The organism is Mesorhizobium sp. L2C084A000, from assembly GCF_000502875.1.
In the GTDB taxonomy this organism is placed as follows: Bacteria; Pseudomonadota; Alphaproteobacteria; order Rhizobiales; family Rhizobiaceae; genus Mesorhizobium.
In genome coordinates, this window is record NZ_AYWX01000009.1 from 313,659 (window position 1) to 327,551 (window position 13,893).

Here is a 13,893-nt window from a genome sequence, read left to right on the forward strand (position 1 = left end):
TACCCCTTCGGGGCGGCGCGTCAGGTCGCGACCGCCTTGCCGCCATTGACCGGCTTCTCCTCGTCGGCCGTAGCCTGCGGCCGCAGCTTGAATAGGATCAGCAGCGGTGCGGCGATGAAGATCGAGGAATAGGTGCCGAAGACGACGCCGAACAGCATGGCCATGGTGAACGAGCGGATCACCTCGCCGCCGAACAGCACCAGCGCCAGCAGCGCCAGGATCGTCGTCACCGATGTCAGTGTCGTCCTCGACAGAGTCTCGTTGATGGCGTTGTTCAACAGTTGCGGCAGCGGCATCCGCTTGTATTTTCGCAGATCCTCGCGAACACGGTCATAGACCACGATCGTGTCATTCAGCGAATAGCCGATGATGGTCAGGATCGCCGCCAGTGACGACTGGTTGAACTCCAGCCCGGTGATGACGAAGAAGCCAAGTGTCATGACCACATCGTGCACCGTCGCCACGATGGCGCCGACCGCGAACTGCCATTCGAAGCGGAACCAGACATAGGCCAGGATGCCGAGCAGCGCGATCAGCATGGCGATGGTGCCTTGCTTGGCGAGTTCTCCGGAGACTGTCGGTCCCACCACTTCCACGCGGCGGAAGTCATAATTGTCCTGCAGTTCGCCGCGCACCTTGTCGATGACGGTCTGCTCGGCATTCTCGCCGCCATCCTGCGTGCCGACGCGGATCAACACGTCGTTGGGCGTACCGAACTGCTGAACCTGGACTTCGCCGATGTTGAGCTCGGTCAGGCGCGAGCGGAGGTCGGCGAGGTCGGCATTGCCGCTCTTGGCCTGTACCTCGATCAGCGAACCGCCCTTGAAATCGATGCCGTAATTGATGCCGACGGTCATGAACATCACCACCGAGAGGATCGACAGTGCGCTTGACAGCGTGAACGTCCAGCGACGGATGCCCATGAACGGAATTTTCGTGCCGGGCGGAACGAAGGTCACCGGCGCGCGCGGCAGTTCCTTCGGGCGAGCCCGGCGCAGCCAGATCGAGACCAGCAGCCGGGTGAAGGTGAAAGCGGTGAACACGGTCGTCAGGATGCCGATGGCATAAGTGATGGCAAAGCCCTTCACCGGCCCGGTACCGAGATAGAACAGCACCACGGTGGCGATCAGCGAAGTGATGTTGGAATCGACGATGGTCGCCAGCGCCTTGGTGAAACCGGTATCGATCGCCTGGATCACGGAGCGGCCGGCGCGTCGCTCCTCGCGGATTCGTTCGTAGATCAGCACGTTGGAATCGACCGCCATGCCGATGGTCAGCACGATACCGGCGATACCAGGCAAGGTCAGCGTCGCGCCAAGCAACGAGAGCACGCCGACGATCATCGCCACGTGCACCGCCAGCGCGATGTTGGCCAGGAAGCCGAGGAAGCCGTAGGCGACGAACATGAAGGCGACGACGAGGATAGAACCGATGATGCCGGCGACCTTGCCGGCATGGATCGAATCCTGGCCAAGGCCCGGACCCACCGTGCGTTCTTCGATGACCGTAAGCGTTGCGGGCAACGCACCGGCGCGCAGCAGCACCGCAAGGTCGTTGGCGCTCTGGGCGGTGAAGTTGCCGGATATCTGGCCGGTGCCGCCGAGGATCGGCTCGCGGATCTGCGGCGCCGAAATCACCTGGTTGTCGAGGATGATGGCGAACAGCTTGCCGACATTCTGCGCAGTGGCCTGGCCGAAGCGCGCCGCCCCTTTCGAATCAAAGCGGAACGACACCACCGGCTCGTTGTTCTGCGAATTGTATGTCGCCTGTGCGTCAACGAGGTTTTCGCCCGAGACGATGACGCGATTTTCGATCAGATACGGAACCGGCGGATCGTCCTGCGAGTACAGCACCGACGAGCCGGCTGGCGGACGGCCGTTGAGGGCATCCTGCACCGGCATCGACTGGTCGACCATCTGGAAGGTCAGCTTGGCGGTCTGGCCGAGGATTTCCTTCAGCCTTTGCGGGTCCTGAAGACCCGGCACCTGGACAAGGATACGGTCGTCGCCCTGTCGCTGCACGATAGGTTCGGTCGTGCCGAGTTCGTTGACGCGGCGCTCGACCACCTCGATCGACTGCGTCAGCGCCGTCGATGTGCGATATTTGATGCCGGCGTCGGTGACGTTGAACTTGAGCAGGCCGGGCTCGGAATCATCGAGCGTCATTTCCTGGATGGAGCCGCCGGTGAACAGGCCGGCAGCGACCGGATCGGTCAGCGTCTTCAGCGCCGTCTTGGCGGCATCGATCTGGGCGGGATCGGTGATACGGACCTGCAAGACACGTCCGGTGCCGGCGAGGCCGGTGTAGCCGATCTTGGCGTCACGCAGCAGCGTGCGGATTTCGTCGCGCGTCGTCTCCAACCGGTCCTTGATCAGATCGTTCTGATTCATCTCCAGCAGGATGTGCGAGCCGCCCTGCAGATCGAGGCCGAGCGTCATCTGCCGCTTCGGCACCCAGTCGGGAAGCTTGGCCAAAGTGCTTGCGGGGATGAGATTGGGCGCGGCGAGGATCACCGTGATGGCCACGGCCACCCAGATCAGGATCATCTTGAAGCGCGAAAAATACAGCATATGGCGTCGTCCGTCAGAGCGTGTCCGCGGATCGCTCCGCCTAAAATTCGGTTATTTCTTGGCATTCTGGTTCGCCACCGGCTCACCATTCATCCGCGCATCTGTGGTTGTCGAGCACAAGGCGGTCACTTTGGTGCTGCCATCGGACTTTCTTCAACTATTGTCAATCGTGCGGGTAAGCGGCCATTGCGTAATAGCACGGCGAGATCGTTAGCGTCCTCGACAGTGAAATTGCCCGATATCTGGCCGATGCCGTCAAGGATGGGCTCGCGGATTACCGGTACTGAAACCACCCGACCGTCCAGCACGACTGCAAACGAACTGCCGACATTCTGCGAGGTCTCCCGGCTTAGCCGTGCGGTTCCTTTTGAATCGACCCGAAACAGGACAATCGGCTTGTTACTTTGCGGGCTGTAGGCCGGCTTCGCATTGATCAGGTTGTCATCCGAAACGATGACACGGTTCTCGATCAGGTAGGGGACCGGCGGATCGTCGTGTGAATAAAGCATGCTGGACGAATTGGGCAGCGGCCCATTAAGCGCGTCTTTCACCGGCATCGATCCATCAATCATCTGGACAGTCAGCTTGGCGGCACGAACAAGGATATTACTTAGCCTATGCGAATCCTTGAGGCCCGACACTTGGACCATAATCCGATCATCGCCTTGCTGCCGCACGATCGGCTCCGAAATGCCCGATTCAACCCTCCTGAAGTCATGGATGCGATGCTTGATGACCTCCACTGACTGCTTCAAAGCCGCGGACGTTAGGTATTTGATGCCGGCGCCCGTGATGACGAATTTGAGCAAGACTGGTCCGGACTCATCCAGCACCAGCTCCTGGACTGCGTCATCATCGGCAGACGGATCGGTCAGTGTCTTTAGCGTTACTTTGGCCAAAACAAGCTGAGCGGCATCCGAAATGTGTACCTGAACCGCGCGACCCGATACAGCCAGACCGGTATAGCCGATGTGAGCGGAACGCAGCAGTGAGCGGATTTCGTCTTGGGTCGTCTCCAGCCTGCCTTTGATCAATTCGTCCAGATCCAGGCCGAATACGAAGCGCGAAATGCCCTTTTGATCGAGGCCAATCGCCGTCTGGATTTTTGGTGCCCAATAAGGCTGCTTCGCGAGCGGACTTGCCGCGAAAAGGATGGACACATCAAGCACTGCTGTAATGACCGCAGCCACACAGATCAGAACTATCCTGAAGCGCGAAGAAGGCGGCAAATGGCGTCCTCCGTCAGGCATGCTGGCGGATCCCTCCGCCGACAATTCGGTTATTTCTTGGCGTTCTGGTTGGCGACCGGCTCGCCCTTGACGCGCACATCGGCGATCGTGGAACGCAGCGCCGTCACCTTCATGCCACCGCCGAGGTCGATCTCGAGCTCGTTGTCGTCGATCACCTTGGTCACCTTGCCGACGAAGCCGCCGCCGGTGACGACCGTGTCGCCGCGACGGACCGCGGCCAGCATCTCGCCGCGCTTCTTCAGCTGCGTGCGCTGCGGCCTGATGATCAGAAAATACATGATCACGAAAATCAGGACAAACGGCAAAATGCTGATGAACATGTCTGGAGAAGCGCCGACGCCTTGGGCGTATGCCGGTGTCACGAACATCGAGGTACTCCTGAATTTTGAAAACAGCCGCCAATCTGGCGGCCCCTTGAAATTTGGCCGGAATATAGTCGGTAAAGTTGTCAATGCAACTGCGCGGCCGCCCAAATCGGCTGCTTTTCCGGCCTGTTGAGCCGTGTTAGAGCAGGATCGCGAAAAGCGCGAGCCAGTTTTTGGAAAAGATCACGCTCGAACAAAAGGTTGCAGCCGGTTTTGTATCAGACGGAATCGGCCAGCTTCACGCCCCCACACGTCAAAACGCGAAACAAAAGACAGCCATGACCGACAGCAGCATTGAAGCCCTGAACCAGAAACTCGACCGGCTGATCGAGGCGGTGAGCCGTCTTGCCCCGCCGCCGGTACCCCAAACCGACATCGGCGCGGCCGATTGCTTCGTCTGGCAGGCCGATCCGGGCTATCTGGAACCGGTGCGCAGGGTTAACCGCGTCGACATCGGCCTGATCCGTGGCGTCGACCGCGTCCGCGACATCCTTGTCGACAACACCGAACGCTTCGCTGGCGGCTATCCGGCCAACAACGTATTGTTGTGGGGCGCGCGCGGCATGGGCAAATCGTCGCTGGTCAAGGCCGTGCATGCCCAGATCAACGCCAGGACCAAGTCCGACCTGCCGTTGAAGCTGATCGAAATCCACCGCGAGGACATCGACACGCTGCCGAAGCTGATGGGATTGCTCAAGGCGGCGCCCTTCCGCTTCATCCTGTTTTGCGACGACCTCTCCTTCGACCATGACGACACCTCCTACAAATCGCTCAAGGCAGCGCTCGAAGGCGGCGTCGAGGGCCGCCCCGCCAATGTCATCTTCTATGCCACCTCGAACCGCCGGCATCTTTTGCCCCGCGACATGATCGACAACGAGCGCTCGACCGCCATCAACCCGTCCGAGGCGGTCGAGGAAAAAGTGTCGCTGTCCGACCGGTTCGGGCTGTGGCTCGGCTTCCACAAATGTTCGCAGGACGAGTATCTCGACATGATCGACGGCTATGTCAGGCACCATGGCCTTGTCGTGGATCCCGAGCAACTGCGCGCCGAAGCACTGGAATGGGCGACCACCCGCGGCAGCCGCTCAGGTCGCGTCGCCTGGCAGTTCACCCAGGACCTGGCTGGCCGGCTCGGCAAGCCACTGAGGGACTGATACGTTGGGTGGCGTCGCCAACGCCATCCAATGACAAGATCATTTGGGCTGCGACCGCCGCAAGTCACGCGGCGTTTGGCCGATCTCACGACGCATCCAATGCGCCAGGTGTGACTGGTGCGCAAAGCCCGTCAATTCCGCAACCTCGCTTGTGCTGAGATCCCCGCGCCGGAGCAGGACGCGTGCGCGTTCGACCCGGCGTCGCAACACGTACCGGTGCAGGGTGAAGCCTGTCGCCGCCTTGAACCAAGCCCGCAAGTGCGAGCTGCTCGCCCCGGCAACTCGGCTCAGTCGGAGGATCGAAAGGGGCTCGTGCAGGCCAGCCTCAATATGCTCCAACACACGCTTGAGCTGGGCATCTGACAACCGGTTTCTTCGGTCGACATCGAGATTGTCAAGACCGAGCAGCCTCACCGCAAGAGCTGCGCCAATGCTGTCGGCAAACAAAGGTCCACTCGGTGAGTTTGCGTTGACATCGCTCTCGAGTGCTCGGGCGAGATGTTGGATGCGCTGATCACGAAGCAGGTGACGTGTGTCGAGCGGCAATGCGCGCGCCTTGCCGCCAAGCTCAGCCGCCACCCTTTCCATCAGGGCTGGTTGTAACGCGATCTCGATCGTGTCGAACGGGGTTTCAGTCTCGAAACCGCCCTCTTGGCCAGCGGGCACCAGGTCAATATCGCCGGCGCGCCTCACGAAATATCGACCAACCTCATTGCAGTAGGAACGCGTCGCCGCGCTTGCATGCACCATGATGCGATGATGGGCCGCTTTGGAGAGACGATGGACGCCCGCTTCAATATGCCAGAAGGCCATTGTGACGTCGGGCGGAAATCGAGCCGGAACAGACTGCGAATGCATGCTTTCTCACTTCATGGCAAAACCTGTCCAAGAATTGGCAATTTCCGCGCGATTTTCAATGCCGGGGACATGTACCTACGCCTCTCCATAGAGTTTGGACGAGAGGTTGCCATGGGTTTTTATGTAGTTGTCGGAGCAGGCCCGGTCGGGCACGAGACCGCGCGCCTTCTGGGAGAAGAAGGACATGATGTCGTTCTCACGAGCCGGAGTGTCGGCTCAAACGGGTTGCGGAACGTCCGGGCGGTGCAGGCCGATGCCACCGATGGCGTTGAACTGGCGCGTATCTGCCGAAACGCCGACGCCGTTTTCATGTGTGCCATGGCCGCCTATCACCGGTGGCCGACCGACTTTTTCCCAATCATCGACGGCACCGTGCGGGCCGCGGAAGCGGTCGGCGCGAAGCTTGTGATACTCGGAAACCTCTATGGCTATGGCGAACATGCCGATAGTCCGCTTCACTCCGACCTGTCTCTGGATCCGACTTCGAAGAAAGGAACCGCCCGGACGATCATGTGGCAGCGCGCGGTCCGTGCGGACGTGCCGGCAGTCGAAGTGCGGTCCAGCGATTATCTTGGACATGGCGCGATCAGCTCTTTCTCACTGGTCGCGCTGCCCTCCATAATCGAGGGGAGGCCGACTGCTTTCATTGGAAACCTCGACGCGACTCATGCCTGGTCCTTCACGAAGGACGTGGCCAGGACACTGGTCGCCGCTTCCCGCTACACGGGCGAATGGGGACGAGCATTCCATGTTCCATCGCAACACGCCTCACCCCGGGAACTCATCCTAACGACGGCGGCAATGCTTCACCGTGAAATTCCAGAGACACGTTCCTATTCCATCCCCGAAATGGAGGCATCGGGCATGCATGAGCTCATCGAAATGAGCTACCTCTTCGACAATCCCTTGCTGGTCGATTCCTCCGACGCGGAGACGCTTCTCGGCATCAAGGCCAGCAGCCTTGGCGTCATGATCGCCGACACCCTGCGTGATCATCTTTGAAGCTTGAAGACTGGCGCGTCGCGTTGAAGCTGAAAAAGCCCGCTCCTTTCGGAACGGGCTGAGCCGGCGGGCCGGACTGGAGGTCAGACGGCCCGCAAAATTGCTTTTTTTCTTCTATTCGAGATAGCCTCGACTATTCGAGATAGCCGGACGGATCGACCGGGGCGGAGTTCTTGCGCACTTCGAAGTGCAGCTTCGGCGAGTCCGTCGTGCCGCTCATGCCCGACAGCGCGATTTCCTGGCCGCGCTTGACCTTCTGGCCGCGCTGGACCTCGATCGAGCTGGCGTGGCCGTAGACGGTGACCAGGCCATTCTCGTGGCGCACCAGCACCGTGTTACCGAATTCCTTGAGGCCGTCGCCGGCATAGATGACGACACCGTTTTCGGCTGCCTTGACCGGTGTGCCTGAGGGTACGGCGATGTCAACGCCGTCTTTGCCGGAGCCGAAACCGGAAATCACGCGGCCGCGCACCGGCCAACGCATCTTGCCTATGCCGGTGGCGTCTGGCGCGACGGCATCGTCGGCCTCGGCCTGCTGGATGACCTTGGAATCCTTTTTCGGCGGCGTGTAGGACGCCAGCGTTTCCGACGGCGTGGTCTTTGCCGCGGGCTGCGTCGTGGCCGTCGTCACCGGATCGACCTTGGCCGGCTTGGCAGCGGCGGCGGTCGCGGTTCCACCGGCCGGCACCTTCAGCGTCTGGCCGATCTTGAGCAAGCCATCCTTCATGCCGTTGGCCTGCTTCAGCGCAGTGGCGCCGACGCCGGTCTTCCTGGCAATCGAGGAAAGCGTGTCGCCCGACTGCACCGTGTAGGTGCCAGCAGCGCCAGTCGCCTTGGCCACCTGCGGCTTGGGTGCCTTGGGCTGGCTTGCTGCGGCCGGCGTGTCGACCTGAGCGGCGGATTTGCCTTCCTTGAGTTTCGGCTGCTGCGGCAGGACGGCGACCTTGTCGGGCGCGGTGGCCGGCAGGTTGTGCTTGGTGTCTTTCGCCGGCTTGGCATCCGCGAGCTTCGGCTCGCTCTTGCTCGAATAGGCGTAGGCCGGGATGACCAGCTTCTGGCCTGTCTTCAGCCCCTTGGTCGCGCTCAGCCCGTTGACCTTCATGATCACGTCGGACGGCACCTTGTAGCGCTGCGCAAGGCCGCCGATCGTTTCGCCGTCCCTGACGACGATCTCGGTTGCATGCGGAGTGCCGGAAGCAGCCACGCGGGGTTCGTCAGGTTGCGAAACCTTGAAAGGCGACGCCACTGGGGCGACGGTGCCGGTCGTGGTCCTGTCGACATGCGGTGCCGGGGCCAATGCGGTGCGCACCGGCTTCGATACCGGCGCCACTTCGGGAGCCTGGGCAGCGGGCGGCGGCAGCGGCCGCGTCGAGACCGGCTCGAGGCTGGAGCGGCTGACCGACTGTGTATGGCTGCCATCGAGTGGAGCGGCCGCGACATCGCCCGGATAGGGCTGCTGTACGGCATCCCGCTTGTTGATGATGGCGCGCTGATTGTTGGTCGAGGATGTAAAGACATCGTCGACGCCATTGAACCGCGAAACCTGGGAACTGCACCCCGCAGCAGCACCCGCGACCATCAGTATGGCGCAGCCTCGCGCCAGATTGCGACCGTTTGTCTTCAAAACACTGAGTTGCATCGCACTAACCCGCACATACCCGGTACAAACTAGGCATGATTAAAGCGCGTTAATGTTACTCGACGGTTAACCCCATGGAATCCGACGCAATTTTTCTTAAAATATTAGAGAGCGAGCCCAGGGGAGATTTTCAGGTCATGCCGGCCGGGGTCGAAGACGGCGCGCGCACCCGACGCGGCGCGGCCTGAACATCGACATACGCGCTAGATGACAGCGGCGACACCGCGCAGGATCGGCTGCAGGCGAACGAGGCCGATGTCTTCACGCTCGAAGCGGCTGCCGACCTTGGTCAGCTTGGCCAGCACCTGTTCGCCCTCTTCGGGGCCGATCGGAGCGATGACGATACCGCCGCTCGACAACTGGTCGAGCAGGAAGCGCGGCAGGCTGTCGAAGGCAGCCCAGGCGACGATACGGTCAAATGGCCCTTCATTCGGCAGCCCGCCGGAACCATCGGCGTGGCGCACGATCACATTGCCGATGCCGAGCGCCTCGAAGCGCTGCCGCGCCTGCTCGGCGAGCGTCTTGTAGCGATCGGTGGTGATGACCCGCGCCGCCAGCCGCGACATCACCGCCGAAGTGTAGCCCGAGCCGGTGCCGATCTCGAGCACGCGGTTGCCCTGCTCGATAGCGAGCGCCGCGATCACCGCCGCCTGCATGTCGGCACCTTCGATCGCCTCGCCGCATTCGATCGGCAGCATACGGTCCGACCAGGCGATCTGATGGAACTGGGCCGCCAGGAAGCCGCGCCGCGGCGTCGCCTCGAAGGCCGCGATCAGCGCCTTCGGCACAGTCCCCCGGCCGCGCAGGCGCAGCAGAAAGGCAGCAAAACCTTCGCGGTCATCGATCGGGAGGCCTTGGTTCATGCAAGCGCCTTGCTCAATTGGTCACGGATTTCATGCGCGGTCAGGTCGAGCTGCAGCGGCGTCACCGACACCAGCCTGTTGCGCAACGCGTAGAGATCGGTGCCTTGCTTGCCCTCGACCGGCTCGCCGCCGAAGCGCAGCCAGTAGTAAGGCAGGCCGCGCCCGTCGCGGCGCTCGTCGACCCACAGGGAGTGCACGAGCTTGCCTTGCGTGGTGACCACCGTGCCCGCGACCTCTTCGGGCGTGCAGTTGGGAAAATTGACGTTGAGCAGCACGCCGTCCGGCAACGGCGTCGCGACAAGTTTCTTCAGCAGCGCCGGCGCCAGCACTTCTGTCGTCTCGTAGGGCACGACGCGATCTTCGCCGACATAGCTGTAGCCCTGGCTGAGCGCGATCGAGCGGATACCGAGCAGCGCGCCTTCCATGGCGCCGGCGACGGTGCCCGAATAGGTGACGTCATCGGCGATGTTGGCGCCCGAATTGATGCCGGACAGGATCAGGTCGGGTGCGCCAGGCAGAATTTTCTTGACGCCCATGATGACGCAATCCGTCGGCGTGCCGCGCACGGCAAAATGCTTCTCGCCGATCTTGCGCAGCCGCAGCGGCTCCGAGATCGACAGCGAATGCGCGTAGCCGGACTGGTCCTGCTCGGGCGCCACCACCCAGACATCGTCGGACAACGTACGTGCGACGCGTTCGAGCGACGCCAGGCCCTCGGCATGAATGCCGTCGTCGTTGGTCAGGAGGATACGCATTATTTCGCTTCGATCTTTTCCAGACCGCCCATGTAAGGCCGCAGCACTTCAGGAATGGTTACGCTGCCATCTTCATTCTGGTAGTTTTCGATGACAGCGATGAGCGCGCGGCCAACGGCTGTGCCCGAGCCGTTGAGCGTGTGGACGAAGCGGTTGCCCTTGCCGTCCCTGTCCTTGTAGCGGGCGTCCATGCGGCGCGCCTGGAAATCGCCGCACACCGAGCAGGACGAGATCTCGCGATAGGCGTTCTGGCCGGGCAGCCAGACCTCGATGTCGTAGGTCTTGCGCGCGCCAAAGCCCATGTCGCCGGTGCACAGCGTCATGGTGCGGAACGGCAGGCCGAGCCGCTTCAGCACTTCCTCGGCGCATTGCGTCATCCGCTCATGCTCGGCGAGTGACGATTCCTGGTCGGTAATCGACACCAGCTCGACCTTGTAGAACTGGTGCTGGCGCAGCATGCCGCGCGTGTCGCGCCCGGCCGAACCCGCTTCCGAGCGGAAGCACGGCGTCAGCGCGGTATAGCGCAGCGGCAGTTTTTCATGCGCGGTGATTTCTTCGCGCACAAGGTTGGTGAGTGGGACCTCGGCGGTGGGAATCAAGCCAAGCCTGCCCTCCCCGTGCGGCGTGAAGAACAGATCTTCCTCGAACTTCGGCAATTGGTTGGTGCCGAACAGAACATCGTCCTTGACCATCAACGGCGGGATGACTTCCTCGTAGCCGTGTTCGGTCGTATGCAGGTCCAGCATGAACTGGCCGAGCGCACGTTCCATCCGGGCCAGTCCGCTTTTCAGCACCGTAAAGCGCGAGCCCGACAGCTTTGCCGCGCGCTCGAAATCCATCATGCCGAGCGCTTCGCCGATCTCGAAATGCTCCTTCACCCAGTTCGGCCGCGTCGGCACCTTGCCGACGATGTGCTTGACCACATTGTCGTGCTCATCCTTGCCGACTGGCACATCGTCGAGCGGCACGTTGGGAAGCACTGCCAGCGCGTCGTTCAGCGCCTTGTCGAGTTCGCGTTCACGCGCCTCGCCGTTCTGGATGAAGACCTTGATCTCGCCGACTTCGGCTTTCAGCTTTTCGGCCAAGGCGGCATCGCCCGAACGCATGGCGTTACCGATCTCCTTCGACGCGGCATTGCGGCGCTCCTGCTTGGTCTGCAGTTCGGTAACGTGCTCGCGCCGCGCCTCGTCCGAGGCGATCAGCCCGTCGACCATGGACTGCGCCTCGTCAGCCGACCACGAGCGCTTCACCAGCGCCTCGACAAGGGCCTTCGGGTTGTCGCGAATCCATTTGATGTCAAGCATGGTTTGAACGCTCCTGGGTAGCATGTCGCCCAAAAGTGCACAGCGATTTTGGGACAACGATATGCTCAAAACAAAACTGAAACGCATCGCTTTGAGCGCGATGCGTTTCAGCCAGAGGGCGTAAACCGCATCCGAGATCGATGCAAGATGGGCGGGGCGACGACTATGTTTTTCCGCCGCTGCAGCCGCTCTGTTGCCTATGAGGAGGCAGGTGCCGGGGGCTCGTCCGGTGCTTTGTCCGCCACCTCGTCCGCCGCATCCTGCTTCTCGCGTGCCACGCGCTGCTTTTCCCGATCGCGCTCGATCAGCCGGGCAGCCCAGATGGACACCTCGTAGAGAAGGATGGTCGGGATGGCCAGGCCGATCTGACTCATCGGATCGGGCGGCGTCAGTATCGCCGCGACGACGAAGGCAATGACGATCGCCCATTTGCGCTTCTCGGCCAGTCCCTTGGACGACAGCATGCCGACCCGTGTCATCAGGCTGGTCACCACCGGCAGCTGGAACACCAGGCCGAAGGAAAAGATCAGCGTCATGATCAGGCTGAGATATTCCGACACTTTCGGCAGCAACGAAATCTGCACCTGATCGTCGGTGCCGGCCTGCTGCATGGCGAGGAAGAACCACATCACCATCGGCGTGAAGAAGAAATAGACCAGCGACGCACCCATCAGGAACAGGATCGGCGACGCGATCAGGAACGGCAGGAAGGCATTCCGCTCGTTCTTGTACAGGCCGGGCGCGATGAACTTGTAGATCTGCGTGGCGATCAGCGGAAAGGCGATCACCATGCCGCCGAACATGGCGAGCTTGACCTGAGTGAAGAAGAATTCCTGCGGCGCCGTGTAGATCAGCTCGACCTTGTGCGGATCGAGCCCTGCCCATTGCGTCGCCCATTTGAACGGCACGACCAGGAGGTTGAACAGTTTCTTGGCGAAGAAGAAACAGACCAGGAAGGCAACGAAGAAGCCGCCCAGCGACCAGATCAGCCGCCGGCGCAACTCGATCAGATGCTCCATCAGCGGCGCCGACGATTTCTCGATCTCGTCCTTTTCGGTGTCCGAAACGCTCACTTGGCGGCTCCAGCCGTCTTCTTGGCCACCGGCTTCTTCACCGCTGCAAGCTTCGGTTCGGCTTTCGCCCCCGTCTTGGTCGCTACAGTCTTGGCCGCGACAGCGTTGGCCGCAGCGGGCGTCTTGGCCCTGAGCGTTTCAGGCTGTGCCGTCGTCACGGCCTTCGCCGGCGTCTTGGACGCAGACGCTGCCTTCGCGGCTACCTTTGTACCATTTGCCGAAGCTTTTGCAGCCGGCGTCGCTTTTGCCGATGCAGGCTTGGTTAGTTTCTTCGCCGCGGATGCCTTCGGTGCCGCAACGGGTTCCGCCGGCGCTGACGAGGTCACCACCGATTCGTCGGTCATCGCCGGAAAAATCGGCGCTGCTGGCGCTGCTTCCGGCCCGTTGACGCCAGGCATGGTCGTTGCACCGTTCTTCAACGGCTCGGCCGCCTGCGGGGTCGAAGCGACAGAGCTTGCCGGACCGGCTGCCGGCTTCGGCTTCATTGCCGCATCGACGCCGGAGCGAACGTCGGCCGCGGCCTGTTCGAACGGATTGAGCTGCTTCCTGATCTCGGCCATCGGGCTGAGGCCCCTGAGCTCGTCGACTGACTTCTTGACGTCGTCGAGCTCGGCTTCCTTCAGCGCCTCGTTGAACTGTTTCTGGAAATCGGACGCCATGGCGCGCAGCTTCGCCGTCGTGCGGCCGAAGGTGCGCAGCATATTGGGCAAATCCTTGGGTCCGACGACCACGATCATGACGATCGCGATGACCAGCATTTCGGTCCAGCCGACTTCAAACATGGCACTCTGTTCCGACTAGAACCTTGGGCTCAGCTCTTGCTGGCTTTTTCCTTCGCGGCCGCAACGGTCTCGTCGGCACGGTGTTCGACGGTGCGCTTGTCTTCGGCAACCTCGTCGTCGGCCATGCCCTTCTTGAAGCTCTTGATGCCCTTGGCCATATCGCCCATCAGCTCGGGAATCTTGCCGCGGCCGAACACCAAAAGCACGATCACCAGCACGATCAGCCAATGCCAAATCGAAAATGAACCCATAGCAAATCTCTCTCGAATGTTTTCCCT

13 protein-coding genes are annotated in these 13,893 nt (G+C 61.6%); 2 read left to right on the top strand and 11 right to left on the bottom strand.

Translation table 11 applies throughout. From position 1 onward, the window contains the following. Positions 1–20: 20 nt before the first annotated feature. The 3 genes from secDF to yajC all read right to left on the bottom strand — a co-directional run bounded on the left by secDF (position 21) and on the right by yajC (position 4,188). Complete coding sequence (secDF, locus tag X735_RS146645; RefSeq protein WP_023812176.1) at positions 21–2,570, bottom strand: protein translocase subunit SecDF; 2,550 nt, start codon at positions 2,568–2,570, stop codon at positions 21–23. Between the two features lie 125 nt (positions 2,571–2,695). Then, entirely contained in the window at positions 2,696–3,820 is a 1,125-nt protein-coding gene (locus X735_RS146640; RefSeq protein WP_155930585.1) for a hypothetical protein, read from the bottom strand. 29 nt (positions 3,821–3,849) lie between these two features. Further along, a complete protein-coding gene (yajC, locus tag X735_RS146635; protein WP_023812178.1) occupies positions 3,850–4,188 on the bottom strand; it encodes a preprotein translocase subunit YajC in 339 nt (112 codons plus the stop codon). Positions 4,189–4,463: 275 nt separating this feature from the next. Between yajC and X735_RS146630 the strand changes: the two genes are divergently transcribed. Continuing rightward, positions 4,464–5,339, top strand: coding sequence for an ATP-binding protein (locus X735_RS146630; RefSeq protein WP_023812179.1), 876 nt, complete (start codon positions 4,464–4,466; stop codon positions 5,337–5,339). Between the two features lie 39 nt (positions 5,340–5,378). Here X735_RS146630 and X735_RS146625 read toward each other — a convergent pair whose 3' ends face one another. Further along, a complete protein-coding gene (locus tag X735_RS146625) occupies positions 5,379–6,197 on the bottom strand; it encodes an AraC family transcriptional regulator (protein WP_023812180.1) in 819 nt (272 codons plus the stop codon). A gap of 111 nt (positions 6,198–6,308) precedes the next feature. Between X735_RS146625 and X735_RS146620 the strand changes: the two genes are divergently transcribed. Further along, positions 6,309–7,199 (top strand): NAD-dependent epimerase/dehydratase family protein, encoded by an 891-nt coding sequence (locus tag X735_RS146620; RefSeq protein WP_023812181.1) that lies wholly within the window; start codon positions 6,309–6,311, stop codon positions 7,197–7,199. A 133-nt stretch (positions 7,200–7,332) separates the two neighbouring features. Here the strand turns inward: X735_RS146620 and X735_RS146615 are convergent, their stop codons facing one another. The 7 genes from X735_RS146615 to X735_RS146585 form a co-directional block, all read right to left on the bottom strand. Continuing rightward, positions 7,333–8,838, bottom strand: a complete 1,506-nt coding sequence (locus X735_RS146615; RefSeq protein ID WP_023812182.1) for a LysM peptidoglycan-binding domain-containing M23 family metallopeptidase — start codon at positions 8,836–8,838, stop codon at positions 7,333–7,335. A 203-nt stretch (positions 8,839–9,041) separates the two neighbouring features. Continuing rightward, positions 9,042–9,701: a protein-L-isoaspartate(D-aspartate) O-methyltransferase gene (locus X735_RS146610; RefSeq protein ID WP_023812183.1), complete on the bottom strand. Its 660-nt coding sequence runs from the start codon at positions 9,699–9,701 to the stop codon at positions 9,042–9,044. Then, complete coding sequence (gene surE, locus X735_RS146605) at positions 9,698–10,456, bottom strand: 5'/3'-nucleotidase SurE (protein ID WP_023812184.1); 759 nt, start codon at positions 10,454–10,456, stop codon at positions 9,698–9,700. Before surE ends, X735_RS146610 begins: the two co-directional genes overlap by 4 nt. Then, positions 10,456–11,760, bottom strand: coding sequence for a serine--tRNA ligase (gene serS, locus X735_RS146600; protein WP_023812185.1), 1,305 nt, complete (start codon positions 11,758–11,760; stop codon positions 10,456–10,458). The genes surE and serS overlap by 1 nt, the downstream gene beginning before the upstream one ends. 197 nt (positions 11,761–11,957) lie before the next feature. Beyond that, the gene (tatC, locus tag X735_RS146595; RefSeq protein ID WP_023812186.1) at positions 11,958–12,833 is read right to left on the bottom strand and encodes a twin-arginine translocase subunit TatC; all 876 of its coding nucleotides are present in this window, start codon (positions 12,831–12,833) and stop codon (positions 11,958–11,960) included. Further along, entirely contained in the window at positions 12,830–13,615 is a 786-nt protein-coding gene (gene tatB, locus X735_RS146590; RefSeq protein WP_023812187.1) for a Sec-independent protein translocase protein TatB, read from the bottom strand. Before tatB ends, tatC begins: the two co-directional genes overlap by 4 nt. Before the next feature lie 29 nt (positions 13,616–13,644). Further along, positions 13,645–13,866, bottom strand: a complete 222-nt coding sequence (locus X735_RS146585) for a twin-arginine translocase TatA/TatE family subunit (RefSeq protein ID WP_023812188.1) — start codon at positions 13,864–13,866, stop codon at positions 13,645–13,647. Positions 13,867–13,893: the final 27 nt, after the last annotated feature.